This is a genomic window from Bifidobacterium sp. FKU (genome assembly GCF_026016385.1).
GTDB classification, from domain to species: domain Bacteria; phylum Actinomycetota; class Actinomycetes; order Actinomycetales; family Bifidobacteriaceae; genus Bifidobacterium; species Bifidobacterium infantis.
Genome location: NZ_CP092888.1, coordinates 2,232,812 through 2,248,313, shown reverse-complemented (window position 1 = coordinate 2,248,313; position 15,502 = coordinate 2,232,812). Strand labels below are relative to the sequence as shown.

Sequence of the window (15,502 nt, the reverse complement as noted above, 5' to 3'; positions counted from 1 at the left end):
CTTGAACCTAATCAAGCCGCATCGAGTCGGCCGAACGAACAACGAGGTTGGAGGCATGATACCCAGAGAACACAAAGGGGCCAGCGTACTGGCCGACAGAAAAGATTACGTAGCCTTGGACCTCGAAACCACGGGATATGACCCACGATTGGACGAAATAATCGAAATCGGTGCCATCAAAGTCCGAAACGGGCAACCCATCGACCGGTACGGACAACTCATCAACCCTGGTCGCCATATCCCGAATATCGTTACCGAAATCCATGGAATCGACGACGGCATGGTAAAAAAACGCGCCAACGCTCGCCGACGTGCTCTCCGAATTCCTTGACTGGATGGGCGACGGCCTGATTCTCGGCCACAACGTCAACTTCGACATCAATTTCCTCTATGACAACGCCGAAGATATCTGTGGCAAGTATGTCGGCAACGACTTCATCGACACCCTCCGGCTCGCCAGATACCTCTACCCCGAAGAACGTCACAACCGACTGCAAGACCTCATCGTCAGATTCGATATCGCCGAAGACCAAGAGCATAGAGCGCTCGCCGATGTGGAACAGACCATCGCGTGCTATCGGTGGATGATTCGGCACATGAATGAGAACGGCATTCCCTTCCCGGCCGGAGATGGCCGCAGCCGCAGAGGCTTATCTTCGCTATTCCGTGGCGGAGATCAACTGCTGCAGATAGCCCCACAGGACGAAGTCACCCCTGATCCCGCATTCGAAAACCTCACATTCGTATTCACCGGCGCACTCAAGAAAATGACCCGCGCCAACGCACAACAGGCCGTCACCAACCTCGGTGGCATCAACGGTAAAACCGTCACCAAAGACACCAACTACCTCATCACCGGCAGCACCGACTACAATGCCGCCCTCAAAGGCTCCAAAAGCAGCAAATGGCTCAAGGCCGAAAAACTCCAACTCGCCGGACAAGACCTCAACATCATCAGCGAAGACGTGTTCTACGACATGCTGGGGGACAGCATCGCCCAAGCGCCAACGCAAAGCCAACTGAAATTCAAAATCACGCAACCAGCTTGCAAAAAGATTCTGGAAATACCCAGCGGAAACCTAGATGCGAAAGAAGTCAGCGTATTGGCCGTCGATGACAGAACTAAGCCCAGCATCGTTTTGAAAACTCAGGACGGCGAAATTCTCGCAGAATTCAGCTCCAGAATGAAAGCGTATGAAACCATCGCCGCCCTGGACGGTAGAACAATAGAATTAACCGCAACCAAGCACGATGAATTCGGGTCTGCCCCATACTTCAACGCAAAAGCAAAAATCATTCGATAGGGCAAACAGTCACAAACGCCCCGGCGCTCGCAGATGAGCGACCGGGGTGTTTTTGTTTATTCTTACAAGATTTCTAGTTTCTGATATGAAAAGCCCTGGCGCTCGCAGATGTGACCGGGGCGGCAGGAGACGCCACGGTTACGGCCAAGGCGGCGGCGTGCGTCGCTGGCGTCATCAGGATTTCGGCTGCTGGCGCGTCGGACTGGTCGCCTCGATGCCGCGCGTGGACTGCCCGGAATGCGGCGTCGTGGTCGCCTGGGTGCCGTGGGCGGAACCGGGCAGCCGGTTCACGAGGGATTTCGAGGCGGAGTGCGCGTGGCTGATGGGCGTCGCGAACCGGAAGACCGTCAGCGGTTCCTGCACGTGGCGTGGCGCGCCGCGGGCGACATCGCCCGCAGGGTCGCGGATCGGCTCAGGACGGCGATGCCGTCGCCGTTCGACGGGCTGACGGCGATCGGCGTGGACGGGACCAGCCACCGCAAAGGCCATACGTACATCACGGTGGTCGTCGGCCACGAGCGTCACCGCGTGGTCTGGGCGCACGACGGGTACGGCGGGGACGTGTTCGACCTGTTCTTCCGGCGGCTCGCCGAGGAGCGGAAGGCGTCCATCCGCGTGGTCGCCGGCGACGGGGCCCGCTGGATCGACTCATGCGTCGCCGCGCACTGCCCGAACGCCGAACGCGTGCTCGACGGGTTCCACATCGTCTCCTGGATGACCGGCGCGCTCGACCAGGTCCGCAGACGCCTGTGGAACCAGGCGAGACGCGCCGGCGACGAGGAGGTGACCAAGCGCATGCGCGGCGCCAAGTACGCCGTCCTGAAGAACCCGGACGACCCGACCGACCGGCAGAACGACGCGCTCGGCGCCATCGGGAACACGGACCCGAAGGGCCGGCTCTACCGCGCCTGGCAGCTCAAGGAACTCCTGTGCATCCTGCTCAGACCCCCCTCGACCAGGCGCGCGGCGAACTCGACCACTGGGTGTTCCGGGCCTCGCGCAGCCGCATACCCGAGATCGTCGAACTCTCCAGAAAGATCCGACGCTGACGCCCCGACATCCTCAGGACCATCCAACTCGGCTACTCCAACGCCAGGCTCGAGGCGTCCGACAACCGGATCAAGGCCGCCATCCGCATGGCCTACGGCTTCCACCACGTCGACAACCTCATCGCCCTGACCATGGCTCCGATACGGCGGACTCGACATGCACCTACCACAACCCGCAATCTAACCCACGAAAACAGCAGAAGCCTCCGTTATTACGAATACACGCTATACCGCGCTAGCGTAACGGTAATGCCTGACGCCTGGCGTTTCACTGAGTTCCATGTTGGTGCCAAGGACTGCCGCTGGATGACTCTTGATGAGATGCTTGCCGACCCCGGCATCAACAAAATCAATCATGATGTCGTTGCGATGGTGCGGGATAACTTGTAATTGTTGCCACTTCGGGCATATGACGATTGAGCCAAAGCATGTTCTATGTTTCGATAATCATCAAAAGCAGAGCATAGTATGCTCTACGGGGATTTTTCTATACCCTGAAAACACCGAAAATCAGGATATAGGGCAGTAGCACGAATTAGCCAACAGCGGTATACCAAGGAATAAGGCCTTTTCCGCCCGCGATGTAACGTAGATCCGTACCTTACGAACCTCATATATAGGATCGCGACCAAAGCGTCGCTCGCAACACCGCCCGCGCCATCATCGCCAGCCATCACCAGCATCACACACCGCTCGGTGAGTCGTATGTTTGCGTTCACAGAAATTACATGTAGTGTGTCTCCGCGTATGCGTAGCGGTGTGTGATGGTGTGTGATACTGCACGCACACGGAGCAGTGGCATACTGACGGTCGTTGGTAACTCCGTACCCCACGTAGCGGTGGCAAATCCGCCTCCGTTCCCGGATGGTGGGAACGACACGCCCCGTCGAGAAGAAAAGGTGCGTTATCGCGGGGGGGCGGCGGGGTGTCACTTTCCGAAAATTCCAAGGTCTTTACCAATATCGGGTAAGAATCTTCCCCTATCCGGGTGGACGCATTCGCACTTTCTGATTAATAGCATAACGCCTTGTACGTGTAACGCCAGGTTCTGGCGTACGCGATTGTAAGAGAGACGGACAAGGCTATGAAGAGAATTGCAGAATGGTTCGCAGCGGTAGAGGCCGCAGCGGGCAGGAGAGGCAAGCGGTTAGTGGCCGTCGTTGCCGCCGTGGCGATGCTCGGCGGCGTCGCCGGCGTGGCTGGGGTAAGCGCCACCGCCATGGCGGACGATGGGAATGCCTCCACAACACAATCGCAGACCGCCGATGAGAAGGCGGCCGCCAGCGTGCCCACTCCTCTTTCCACCGAGGGAACAAACGGTGTGCCAGATGATCCGACGTTGTCTGCTCCGGCCCGCGAGAAGACCGTTACCGCCAATGGAGACGGCACGTACAAGGTGGCATTGAACGTCACCGGTGCGAAGAGCGCGGGTACGGGCGAGATCGTGACGAACCAGCCGCTCGACATCGTGCTGGTGCTGGATGTGTCCGGTTCGATGGCCGAAAAGATTGCTTGGAACCAGCCTACGAAGATTGACTCGCTCAAGACCGCGGTCAATAACTTCATCAAGGCGACGGCCGACGAGAACGCGAAGATTACCGACCAGAACCTGCAGAACCGCATCGCGTTGGTGAAGTTTGCCGGTACTGCTTCCGATAATGTGGGTAACGACACTTATTGGGATTATCGTTGGGGGCAGCGCTATAACAACTCCCAGATTGTGACAAATCTGACGTCGAATCTTAATGGTCTGACAAGTACAGTCGACTCGCTGAACGCTGCGGGAGCCACGCAGGCTGACTACGGTTTTCAGAAAGCTCGAGTCGCACTGCAGAACGCGCGCACCGATGCGAAAAAGGTTATTATCTTCTTCACGGACGGACAACCGACGAGTAGTAATGAGTTCGAGAATTCGGTTGCAAATGGTGCGGTGAGAAACGCGAAGGTGCTTAAGGATGCGGGAGCAACCGTCTACTCCATCGGAGTGTTCGGCGACGCGAACCCGAACAACACGTCAACCAACTGGAACAATCGCTTTAACGCCTATATGCACGCTGTCTCCAGTAACTATCCGAATGCCACGGCGTGGAACAGGCTTGGCAATCGCGCCGACAACAGCAGCTACTACAAGGCCGCCACGGATGCCGACCAGCTGAACAACATCTTCGAGTCCATCCGCCAGGAGATCACCAAGACGGCAGAGTACGCCGACGTGACGATTCACGACAAGCTGTCCAGCTGGGTCGTGAGCTCCGACGGCGCCTCCGTGAATGGAGAGCCCGCGGGCTTCACGTACACGAAGACCCAGCACGGCCAGACCGCGGCGTGGGCTGGTGCCCCGGAGGCGACGGTTGCGGCTGATGGCACCGTGTCTTGGCCGGTCACGTCCGACGGCGGCAAGCTTGAGGACGGCGTCACCTACACGGTGAGCTTCAATGTCAAGCCGACGCAGGCTGCGTTCGACAACGCTGCCTCGGCAACCCCTGAGAAGGACGCCGCGAGTGATGAGGCGAACACGGACGATCCAAACAAGGGTAACGCGAACAGCTACTTCACGAACGACAACCCCGGGGCTACTGTCGGCTACAGGACCGTGGTGACCTCCTCGCAGGGCGGCACGACGACGAGCAATCCGCAGACCGCCCTCTACCCGCAGAAGCCGACCATCACCCTTCCGGTCTCCAAGATCACGGTGACGAAGACTTGGTCCGACGGCAGCGAGAATCACGCGGATGATTCCGTGCAGGTCCAGCTCAAGCAGGACGGCAGGGATTATGCCAATGGTTCAGCAACGCTGAATGCCGCCGGCAACTGGACTCACGAGTTTACGGTGTCTGCCGGCCCTGAGGGGCACGCATACTCGGTTTCCGAGGTCAAGGTTGAAGGCTATGACTCCAAGGTCGATAAGACTGACCTCAAGCTACAAGGTCTGACCGCACAATCCGGTGCCTTCACGGTAACCAACACACCTTCTTACGTGGCCTTGCCCGCTTCGGATGTCAAGGTGACGAAGGTTGTGCAGGGACATGCTGCTAATTCGGACTTCAGCTTCAACCTGAAGTGCGTGGATAGCACGGATGCGAATGCTGGTAAGTGTGCTGACGTTACCGGCTTGGTCAACAATGGACTGACTACGACTGTGTCCAAGGGCGAATTGACTGCTAGCGGCGCGAGCGCGACGGTTGGCTTCGGCAATGGGGACCTGAAGTTCAGGGTTCCGACCGGTAACGCCACGCAGCTCGTCTACAAGTTCAATGTGACGGAGGACCGTACCAATGTCCCAGCTGGCTGGCGTTACGACGGCAGCACGAAGACGGTGACGGTGACCATTGCCAAGAACGATGACGGCCAGTGGGCGGCGACTGTGAACGACAACAACCCGACGTTCATGAACAAGTACATCGCTGTGTCTTCCCTGCCGTTGACCGGTGGTCGTTCGGCCCGTGACTGGCTGGTGTGTGGCGGTGGCCTGGGTCTGATGGCCTTGTTGGCTGCTGCGGGTTACACGGTGTGGCGCAAGCGTCAACTCGTCTAGCCCGTTCCTGGCTCCCCTCCCTGAGGGGAGCTGGCCGGCGGAGCCGGACTGGGGGCGCAGGAGACTTCCCTCAGACCGAAAAGAGCAATTAAAGATTTGCGGATTGCGAAGCCCCTTGTGAAAAAGGGTTCTTAGCCTCCGTGATTGCAGAAAACAAGTAGTAAACAAGTTAAGGAAGAGAGGGTTTCTCATGAAGTTGAGGAAGCTTTTCGCGGGCGTCGCTGCTGCGGCGACCCTGTTGGGTGGCATGGCGTTCGGTGCCGCCACCGCCAACGCGGCGGATACTGACCAGGCCACGATTACGGTGAACAACGCCCAGGCGGGTTACACGTACACGGGTTACAAGTTCGCCACGTTCGATAACGTCCAGGGCACGGCCCCGAATGCCACGTCCGTCGAAGTGAACACCGTCGCCGCGTGGAAGGACGCCGTGTACCAGGCGGCCGACGCGGCCAACGGCGGCCAGCAGAACGATGTTCCCGCCGAGTACGCCGAGAACCCGGCCGCGTACGTGGCCACGTTCGATGCCGCCACCGCCCGTAGGTTCACCGACGAGCTGACGAAGCGCATCCCCGCGGGCGAGCAGGGCACTGCCGCCGTGAACGGCGTGATCACCGCCACCGAGGGCTGGTTCCTCGTGACCAGCACGGCAAAGACGGCCGGCAAGTCCGCTTTGGTTGCCACCCAGATCACCAACGGTGGCAAGACCTACACGAAGATCACGCTGAACACCGAGGACGGCCAGCACAACATCGACACGCTGGGCCAGTTCAACGCCAAGGACGAGAACGTCCCGACGCCGCCGACCAAGACGGCTGACGGCAAGGGCACCGTGAACGTGGGCGACACCGTGAACTACACGATCACCGCCGTCGTCCCGCCCGCAGCAGCCGGCTACGACACCTACAAGTACACCATCACCGATGCCGCATCCAAGGGCCTCAACGTGGCCGAGGACAACGCCAACTTCACGGTCGTCGTCAAGAAAGGCAACACCGACGGCACCGACAAGACCCTGGCCAAGGACACCGACTACACGCTGACCCAGAACGGTTCCGCCTCCGACGAGAACGGCACCGTGACGACCATCGCGTTCCCGAACGTGAAGGACTACGCCGGCAAGACCATCCAGGTGACCTACAAGGGCGTCGTGACCTCTGACGCCGTCGACCAGGTGACCAACACGGCCACCGTGAAGAACAATAACGACCAGACCGGCGAAGGCACGACTGTCGTCAAGAAGCTCGGCAAGTTCGACTTCACCAAGATCGGTGTCGGCAACGACGCCACGGGCCTGGCCGGTGCCGAGTTCAAGGTTTCCGCCGATAAAGGCAAGACCTTCATCAAGTTCTCCCAGGACGCCAACGGCGTCTACTACCCGGACGCCAACGGTAACGAGACCCTGACCTCAGCCGACGGCAAGGGAACACAGAAGACCCTTGGTAAGGTCGCTGTCCGCGGCCTCGCCGAAGGCACCTACACCGTTCAGGAGACCAAGGCCCCGACCGGTTACGCCGAGAACTTCAAGGTCACCTTCACCGTGACCATCGGTACGAACGGCGGCGAGGGCACTCTGGCCGTTGACACGCTCCATCAGGTCAACACGACCAACAAGACGGTCTTGAACGTCAAGTCCATCACCCAGCTGCCGCTCACCGGTGCCGCCGGAACCATGCTGTTCACCGTGGTCGCCGTGCTCCTCGCCGGTGTTGCCGCGACCGTGTTCGCCAAGTCCCGCTCCACCAAGCGCGCCCTCAACGCGTGAATCGAGAGCAATGAACGCGTGGTCTAATTCATCAGTGAATTGACCCCAATTGGAAGCGAGTGAAGTGCCAACCTCGCTCGCCTCCTTTTTTCAAATTCGACATAACCAGAATCAAAGGTGCAATATGGCAATGGATGATATAGATATTGTGATTATTACAGCCCTAGCTGAGGAGGGGGTTGCCGTCGAGAAAATAGGACAAGATTTTTATGATATAAATTGGGAAACCAATTGTGATAGCCAAATTGGCGTTGTTCGTATTGGTGTTTTAAAAACGGATTCATCACATTTGCTGAAAATTATGTTAGCTTCAGCTGCCAATGAGGGAAGTTCAGTTGCGCCGGTAATTAATCATATCAATGATACTTATCACCCTTCGATGTTGACCATGTGTGGTGTATGTGCGGGAGATCCTGAACGTACCCATTTGTGTGATGTTATTGTTGCAGATTCGGTATATTCACTTGATTCAGGAAAAAAAGAGAACGGAGAATTTCTACCGGAAATAAATACATCTCCAGTGTACAAAAAGCTTAATCAGGTTGTCAATGATTTTGTGGTGCATGCAAGAATTGATCAACTTCCCACTCAGCCAGAAGTTATTGAAATGATGCAACAGCAAAATACTATGCCGGGCGGTTCATTCAATGTGCATATCGGCCCTGTAGCTTGTGGCGAGCAGATTGCAGATTATGACGCTTTTTGGGAGAATGTTGCTCGCAGAGGCAAATATAAGACGATTGGCTATGAGATGGAAGGCAATCATCTTGGATATGCCTCGCAATGGGGGCAAATCCCCTACCTGTTCTTCAAAGGTGTGATGGATTTCGCTTCAGGAAAGACTGATGGCTGTAAGAAGATTGCGGAACGTACGGCTGCTGATGCGTTATTAGCATTTCTTAAGTCGAAACAATTTGGGATTTTCTTCGGAAGCCTGCCGAAGAAAAAATCTTATAAAAAACAGTTGATGATTTCAATGTGCTCTTGGAAAAATTGACGGCTGATGCATGGGATGAATATAAAAATGCATTAGTAACGGGTCGTAATACATCGAAGCGTGATAAGATCCTCAATGACTATAAGAAAAGAGTGGCAGATATCGGTAATAATTGTCCCTCGACTATTCCTGCAGCTACGAGGATATTCCCGTACATGAATTATTATGGATACCTGTATCTCGACTGTCTTATGAGACCGAATCATCGACTTTGTCCTCATATGTTGGCAGGGGATCCCTATGCGGATTTAGTAAAAAGTCTGCTGGGGGATGACAATGCAACTATTGGCCTTCAAGATGTGCTAACTTTGCATAATCGATCTCGAACAGATTTTATGGTTGCCAGTGAATTGATTCATTCGAGTGACGAATAATCGTTTAAATCGATATCGTGATATCTTAAAAAGGTGACCGTCACTCCTTGGGACTGACAGTCACCTACTATTTGATCGAGTCGATCTTGATTAGATTAAGGCTTGATGAGGCTGAAAATCACCGTTCAATAAAGAGCTTCAAATCTGGAATAGCCCTTTCATAACTCTTTCGGAACAGGGGTTCATAGGCAGTTAGAGGCACTCTTTCCATTATAAGAGTTTTTTTACTGCATATAAGTGGTTGATTCTTTGTAGAATAGTAATCCGAAACACGTGAGATACTATTCAATCTTTTGTATTATTCCTCGACGAAAGCGATGTCGTAGTATCAGAAATTTGAGTTATTCGTTGTTCATTGAGAAAGGTAACTTACGGAGATTGCGGCCATGGAACTGTGACGGACAGGCGAAAGGCCCTGATTCCCAATTCACTCCGTAGCCATCGCCTCGCACCACAGTCCTCCAACACAAACAGTGAAAAACCAGAATTTGTGTTATCGGCTTGAAGCGTACGTTATTTTACGTGAAAAGCATGCTATCGGGACGAAACTCGTGTCATATGACACAGAAATCTATGTCATAGTACCTAAAACTTGTGTTATTGACGCAGAAACTTGTGTCAATGGGTACTAGAAATGCCGTGTTTGAGGGGAAACTTGTGTTATTGACGCAAAAACTTGTTCCATCCGAAATTTCGGAGCCACCGTCATCTACCGGCCACCGGTTCACGTAAGAAAAGCGGCATATGTTGCACCTTCCCGCAAGGGTGATAATAGGGGGGAGTGCCGGCAATGAGGCAAGGAGCAGTTTATCGGGGATGAAACCTACCCTACTAGGGGTTAGAAAAGTCCGTATAACAAGTACTATCATCCCAAACTATGACATGCCCCCATATTTAGGGGTGCGGACGAACCTTCCAGAGAGTGTAGGGGATGAAAATGACTGTCGGTGGAGGGGCCTTTAGCCCCGAAGAGATCAAGTACCTGAAGTCGTTGCCGGCGGTGGCGGAAGCCACTTCGAAACGCATTACCTACACTGACGACTTCAAACGGTATTGCGTGACCCGTTATAACGAAGGTGCCTCACCGGTGCGTTTGTTCCGTGAGGCCGGGCTCGATTCCGCCCTGATCGGGTACAAGCGCATCGAACGTTGCCTTGCCCGCTGGCGCGAGGCACAGGATGAAATCCTGGGTGCCGAAGCGCCGGAACCCGCCGAGAAAAACAGTCGGGGGGGGGGTATCACATTCGAAGTTTTATCGATCGGGAACCGCTGGAACGTCAGATACTTCGAACGAGTGGCGTGAGGCGGAGGGTGCCGCGATTACGGCGAAAGCCGGCAGCGAATCCGATTTCCACGTATCCCCCGAACGCCGCGCCATCATCTTCCCCATCTCCCGCAAAGAGCAGAACAATGATTTACGTGACCTGCTGATTGTTCAGCAAATACGGCGTATCGATGAGCTGGAGCGGCAGGTCGATATGCTCGAGGCTTTGCTGCATGGCGGGCGACGGGGGAGCAGGGCATCATCTTTCTCGCTTCCGAAACGCGAATCGGGCGAGCGGGGCTTGTCTGCGGGCAATAATGACGTTGCTCCCGCGGATTCGGATAAGGAGAATCGTAGCGAGGATCATGGTGAGGACCAGGGCGAGTAATCGATCGTATCGGAGACTTGCCCAACACGCACGCTAAGATGGGCATCGCAATAATCGGCAATGAGCAGGTAATCGGCGAGGCGGTGCATGGAGCAGGAATCCAACGAGCAAGAACCTAACGAGGCGACGGAAATCGTGGGCGGCAAACTAGAGACCGTCGAGGTTTCCAAGCACCCCGAGGCTTCCATACCCGAGACCGATTTGTCTCTGGCGGATATCGAGCGCCGTCGTTCGCATCCGTTGCGTTGGGCGCTGATTATTCTTGCCGTACTGTGCGCCATCATCGCGCCGTACTGGTTCGGTCGCTCGTTGGCGGTAAATAATACTGACTCCATTGTGGCCGTGCTCGGGGGAGTGTCTCCGCAAGGCATCGCGCTGGTCGGTTGGGTGGCCGTGGTGATCGCGTACGTCGGATTGGCGATGGCGGTGGTCGTCTCGCCGTCCTGGCCGTGGCTGATTGTATTTGTGATCGGGTTGGCCGGCGAGCAGTTCATCGCGGGACTCAGCATGCTCAATCTCAATTTCTGGTATTCCACGTACGTGGTCTACGGCAAGCAGGCCGGCCTGGCGAATGCCGCGAACCTGGGCATTATGGGTGCGGCGATCGGCATCGCCGTATATGCCCTGGTGTTTGTTGGTCTGCTGGTGATTATCCGGAAGACCTCGCCGCTGAACGTGCTGACCAAAAGCTGGGCGAGTTTCATTCTGTACTTCGTGATTGAAACCATCGCCCTGCTCGTGGTGTTGTTTGGCGGATTGCTCACCACTGTGTGAGCGTACGTGAGTCGCCGTACGTCGCTCAGTACTCACCACTCACTGCTCACCACCGCGCAAACCGTGTGCTGCTCCCTTCAGTACTTATATGATGTGTTATATTTGTTGGCCTTTCGCTGTTTGTGGTGGGTGGTTTGGGTGCGGGGTGATGCCGGTCGGGTAGGTTGGAGGCATGGATGCCTCTCACCTGTTCACCGCCGCGCTTCGGTTGCAGTCACCTTGGAAGGTGGGGTCCGTGGACTTCCGTGACGCCGACGGCGGCCGGCGGGAGCTGCGCATCATGATCGGCTTCGAGCCCGGCGCCCGCTTCCATTGTCCCGGGACAGGCTGCCGGGAAGACGCCTGCCCGGTGCGTGACAGGCGGGGGCGTGTGTGGCGGCATCCGGACTTCTTCCGGTGCAAGGCGTTCATCCACGCCGCCATGCCCCGCGTCACGTGTCCCGAGCACGGGGTGGGGACGGTGCCCGTCCCGTGGGCGAGGCCGGGCGGCGGGTTCACGCTCCTGTTCGAGGCGTGGGCGGTGGAGGTGGCCCGCCGCCTGCCCGCCGGCACGCTCGCCGGGCAATTGGACGAGACCGATACCCGTTTGTGGCGGTCCGTCGCCCGTTACGTCGACGAGGCGAGGAGGCTGGAGGGCTACATGGGTGTGGAGGCCGTCGGCATCGACGGGACCGGCCGCGGGGGCCGCGATTGCATCACCGTGGTCGCCGGTCTCGTGGAGCACGATGTCGTCAACGTGACGCCGGGCAGGGACCCGGCCACGGTCGAACGGTTCTCGCGTGGTTTCATGGGCCACAACGGGGTCCCGGAGTATGTGCGTCTGGTCGCCTGCGACATGAGCCCGGGCTCCCCGGAAGGGCATCCGTGGGCATCTGCCCCATGCGCGGCGGATCGTCGACAGGTTCCATGTGGCCAGGCACGCCAATGGGGCCGTCGACAAGGCCGGGAAGACGGAGGGCCGCTCCGACCCGCTGCTCAAACGGGCCGAGTACCTGTGGCTCAGGAACGGGGAAAGCCTGGCCGAACTGCAGGTGGAGGCCAGGCGCAACCTGACGGGGCGACGGTTGAGGACCGGCCGCGCCTGCCGGATGCGCGAGGTCCTGCAGGACGTCTACGCGGACAGCCGCACCCCGTCCGAGGCGTGGGTGCGCCTGCATCGCCTGTGCTCGTGGATGATGCACTCGGGGCTCGAGCCGATGAAGGACTTCGCCCGCATGGTCCGACGCCGCTTCGCCGAGATCGTCGCCTACTTCGGGCACCCGTACGCCAACGCCGTGCTCGAGGGCGCCGACGGCGTCATCCGGAACGTCAAACGACGGGCCCGCGGCTTCAGGAACATGGACCACTCCGCCACCATGATCTACCTGACCTGCGGCAGACTCGACCTCAAAGCCGTCGCCACCACTTGACCATCACCCACCACAAACAGCGAATAGCCGTTTTATTTGTTTTTTTTTAAGCCTTGTATACTGAAGAACGTACCGATTATACATTTCTGAAGAACGTATCAGTACGATGATTACCCATACCTGACACTTGTTATCGTTAAGGGGAAGTGGCATGAAGGCGATTCTGTTTCGTGACTGCAAGGCATGTTTCCAGTCATTCAAGAACTGGGGTATGGTTCTTATCCTTATGGTCACGGCAATATTCGTGGAGATGGGTGTCAGTGGCGCAGGCATTCTAGACCCATTTACTTGGGCTGTCTTGTTTGGACCGTTTTTCATCTGTTCGTCATGCTCGGTGATGGTCTCCATCCTGTATCAGGATTTCCGAGATGGACTGTTTGAGCTCTATACACAGTCTGGTCGTTCCTATTGGAGCTACTGCTGGTGTAAATGCCTGTTTCCTGTTATCCTGACAGTGATTTCCGTGCTTTTAAATCTGGCTTTTATGCGTGTTTTGTCATCAGGCTTTCAGATAACCGCTGGAGCAGATGATGCAATTGGTGCTCTTATCGTATCAGTCTTAGGAACAATCGTCTGTTCTTTGGGCGCAATGCCGATGGTTTATGTCTCCCGGAACAGCGATCCGACAATGGCACAACTGGTTTTGGTGTTGATTGCGGTCCTGCTCCAATTGGCATATATGCTTGTGGTCGTCAACGTGATGCCGCTGTGCCTGTTCTCGGTTGGTTATGTCGTATTGGTAGTGGTCGCCATCGGTATTTCAACCGGAGTATTCTGTCGATATTTTATCAACACCAATATCGAGCTGTGACATCCGGACATGACGGATACGAACACAACCGAATCGACGACAAGGAAAGACAATATGACCGCCGACCACATCAACCACGCCGACCGCACCGACAACGGCGAACATGCCATCATCGCCGTCGAACACGTCACTTTCGGCTACAAGAAGAAACAGACCGTGTTGGAGGACATCGACTTCACCGTGCCGGAAGGCCAGTCGCTGGCGATCCTCGGATACAACGGCGTCGGCAAGACCACGCTGTTCAGACTCATCGTCGGACTGCTGCGCCCACGTGAAGGGCGATGCGTGATCGATAGGCGTCGGGTGCCGTCGATGCGCGACGTGTTCCAGATGACCGAGAACGGCAATCTCGTCGGCACGATGACCGTGCGTGACAACATCCACTTCCGGCAACTGCTGTTCCGGTCCGGCAAGGGAATCGCGGACGGCGGCCATACCGTCGACTCGAAACGGCTGGAGGATGAGCCGCTCGTCCGTGCCTTCGAATTGGAGGGGCATCTCGACAAGAAGGTGGCGGAACTCTCGACCGGTCTGCGCAAACGGGTCGGCATCGTCGCCGGCATGCTGTTCGACCCGCATGTCATCATGCTCGACGAGCCAAGCAACGCCATCGATCCGATCACCCGCTCGCTGCTCGTCGATTACGTCAACCAGCTTCGCGCCGACGAGCGCACTTTGCTCACCGTCACCCATGACCTCGAATACTGTTGGAATGTGGCCGACCGGATCATCATCCTTGACGACAAACACCTCGTCAAGGATATGATGCTCGCCGAATTCGACGACTATGAGGCGTTCACCAAGGCGTCCACGCTCGGGCGTGACCGCACGCACGTCGACTTCGGCCTTCCCGCGCACGGACGGCAAGCATGAGATCATGGCATCGCCACCGTGTCCCGTTTATCGAACAAGGCGCATCGCTGACCCGGCGAATGGGCGCCATGCCTATACGCCCGGCGAACTCGCGGCCCACTGTTCTGGCGCGGTGCTGATTCCGCAACCGACAAACGACGGCTGCGCAACCATTCCCATACGGCCTCGTAGCGGAACCGTCTCCATCCTGACCGGGTTCCTCCGCCGGAACATGCCCGCCATCGGTCTGAGCCTGCTGTCCTCGCTCGTCGTCCAGGGACTGACATTGATCGTGCCCGCAGGCACCGGCTATATGGTCGACCATGGGTCGCTCGCCGCCCAAAGCGGTTTCCCGCCGTTGGTCGCGACGATGCTGCTTGCCTCGCTGCTGAAACTGCTCGCCGGACTCATCGAACCCGTCTGTGGCACGGTGACCATCAACGACGGCGGATGCCGGATTTACGACGCGGACAGCCGATGGAAGGCCGGCAGGCTGGCGTATGTGCATCAGGAATCCACGGTGTTCTACGAAACCTTGCGCGACAATATCACGCTGCACCGTCCGTGGCTGACGGATGACGACATCGTCAGGGCGTGCGAGGTTGCCGGCATCAACGAGGGGATGATGGATCCGGTCGTCGGCTTGGACGCCATGGTCAGTGAACGCGGCATGAACCTGTCCGGCGGCCAACGGCAGAAGGTCGCCATCGCGCGTGCGGTCGTCGGAAGACCGGACTTCCTACTTATGGACGAACCCACCAGTGCTCTGGACAACGATACCGAGCGACATGTCATGACGGCGTTGCTCGACTCCGACAATGCGTGCATCGTCGTGGCGCACAGACTCGCATCGATTCGGGATTTCGACCGCATCCATGTCATGGATCATGGGCAGATCGTCGAATCCGGTACGCATGACGAACTGCTGCAGGCCGGCGGATTGTATTCGCGGCTGTACCGGCAGGAGTGAGTGTCCCCTT

13 protein-coding genes and 2 pseudogenes are annotated in these 15,502 nt (G+C 57.0%); all 15 read left to right on the top strand.

All coding sequences use genetic code 11. The annotated features are described in order from the left end of the window. The first annotated feature begins 55 nt into the window (after window positions 1-55). The 15 genes and pseudogenes from MMB48_RS11745 (at window position 56) to MMB48_RS10140 (ending at window position 15,492) form a co-directional block, all read left to right on the top strand. Window positions 56-331, top strand: a complete 276-nt coding sequence (locus tag MMB48_RS11745) for a PolC-type DNA polymerase III (RefSeq protein ID WP_080714679.1) — start codon at window positions 56-58, stop codon at window positions 329-331. After that, window positions 312-1,304 (top strand): exonuclease domain-containing protein, encoded by a 993-nt coding sequence (locus MMB48_RS10205; RefSeq protein ID WP_050496211.1) that lies wholly within the window; start codon window positions 312-314, stop codon window positions 1,302-1,304. The genes MMB48_RS11745 and MMB48_RS10205 overlap by 20 nt, the downstream gene beginning before the upstream one ends. 85 nt (window positions 1,305-1,389) lie before the next feature. Beyond that, window positions 1,390-1,614 (top strand): annotated as a pseudogene (locus MMB48_RS11740) (ISL3 family transposase); the annotation flags it as partial. A gap of 5 nt (window positions 1,615-1,619) precedes the next feature. Then, window positions 1,620-2,483 (top strand): transposase, encoded by an 864-nt coding sequence (locus tag MMB48_RS10195; protein ID WP_235685098.1) that lies wholly within the window; start codon window positions 1,620-1,622, stop codon window positions 2,481-2,483. Then, on the top strand, window positions 2,375-2,743 hold the full coding sequence (locus MMB48_RS10190) for a transposase (RefSeq protein ID WP_235685106.1): 369 nt from the start codon (window positions 2,375-2,377) through the stop codon (window positions 2,741-2,743). Before MMB48_RS10195 ends, MMB48_RS10190 begins: the two co-directional genes overlap by 109 nt. A 760-nt stretch (window positions 2,744-3,503) precedes the next feature. After that, window positions 3,504-5,888 (top strand): VWA domain-containing protein, encoded by a 2,385-nt coding sequence (locus tag MMB48_RS10185; protein ID WP_032743635.1) that lies wholly within the window; start codon window positions 3,504-3,506, stop codon window positions 5,886-5,888. Between the two features lie 190 nt (window positions 5,889-6,078). Next, window positions 6,079-7,653, top strand: a complete 1,575-nt coding sequence (locus MMB48_RS10180; protein WP_032743636.1) for a SpaH/EbpB family LPXTG-anchored major pilin — start codon at window positions 6,079-6,081, stop codon at window positions 7,651-7,653. Between the two features lie 124 nt (window positions 7,654-7,777). Then, on the top strand, window positions 7,778-8,650 hold the full coding sequence (locus MMB48_RS10175) for a hypothetical protein (protein ID WP_032743637.1): 873 nt from the start codon (window positions 7,778-7,780) through the stop codon (window positions 8,648-8,650). Beyond that, window positions 8,638-9,024 carry a hypothetical protein gene (locus MMB48_RS10170; protein ID WP_136527184.1) on the top strand — a complete coding sequence of 129 codons (387 nt, stop codon included), beginning with the start codon at window positions 8,638-8,640 and terminating at the stop codon, window positions 9,022-9,024. The genes MMB48_RS10175 and MMB48_RS10170 overlap by 13 nt, the downstream gene beginning before the upstream one ends. Window positions 9,025-9,955: 931 nt before the next feature. Then, entirely contained in the window at window positions 9,956-10,327 is a 372-nt protein-coding gene (locus MMB48_RS10165; protein WP_230581170.1) for a hypothetical protein, read from the top strand. Window positions 10,328-10,763: 436 nt separating this feature from the next. Further along, window positions 10,764-11,450: a teichoic acid transporter gene (locus MMB48_RS10160; RefSeq protein ID WP_012578510.1), complete on the top strand. Its 687-nt coding sequence runs from the start codon at window positions 10,764-10,766 to the stop codon at window positions 11,448-11,450. A 172-nt stretch (window positions 11,451-11,622) separates the two neighbouring features. Beyond that, window positions 11,623-12,859, top strand: a pseudogene (locus MMB48_RS10155) (ISL3 family transposase). Between the two features lie 151 nt (window positions 12,860-13,010). Beyond that, window positions 13,011-13,670: a hypothetical protein gene (locus MMB48_RS10150; RefSeq protein ID WP_032743521.1), complete on the top strand. Its 660-nt coding sequence runs from the start codon at window positions 13,011-13,013 to the stop codon at window positions 13,668-13,670. A 54-nt stretch (window positions 13,671-13,724) separates the two neighbouring features. Continuing rightward, window positions 13,725-14,543: an ABC transporter ATP-binding protein gene (locus tag MMB48_RS10145; RefSeq protein WP_032743519.1), complete on the top strand. Its 819-nt coding sequence runs from the start codon at window positions 13,725-13,727 to the stop codon at window positions 14,541-14,543. 4 nt (window positions 14,544-14,547) lie between these two features. After that, complete coding sequence (locus MMB48_RS10140) at window positions 14,548-15,492, top strand: ATP-binding cassette domain-containing protein (RefSeq protein WP_080714662.1); 945 nt, start codon at window positions 14,548-14,550, stop codon at window positions 15,490-15,492. Window positions 15,493-15,502 lie beyond the last annotated feature (10 nt).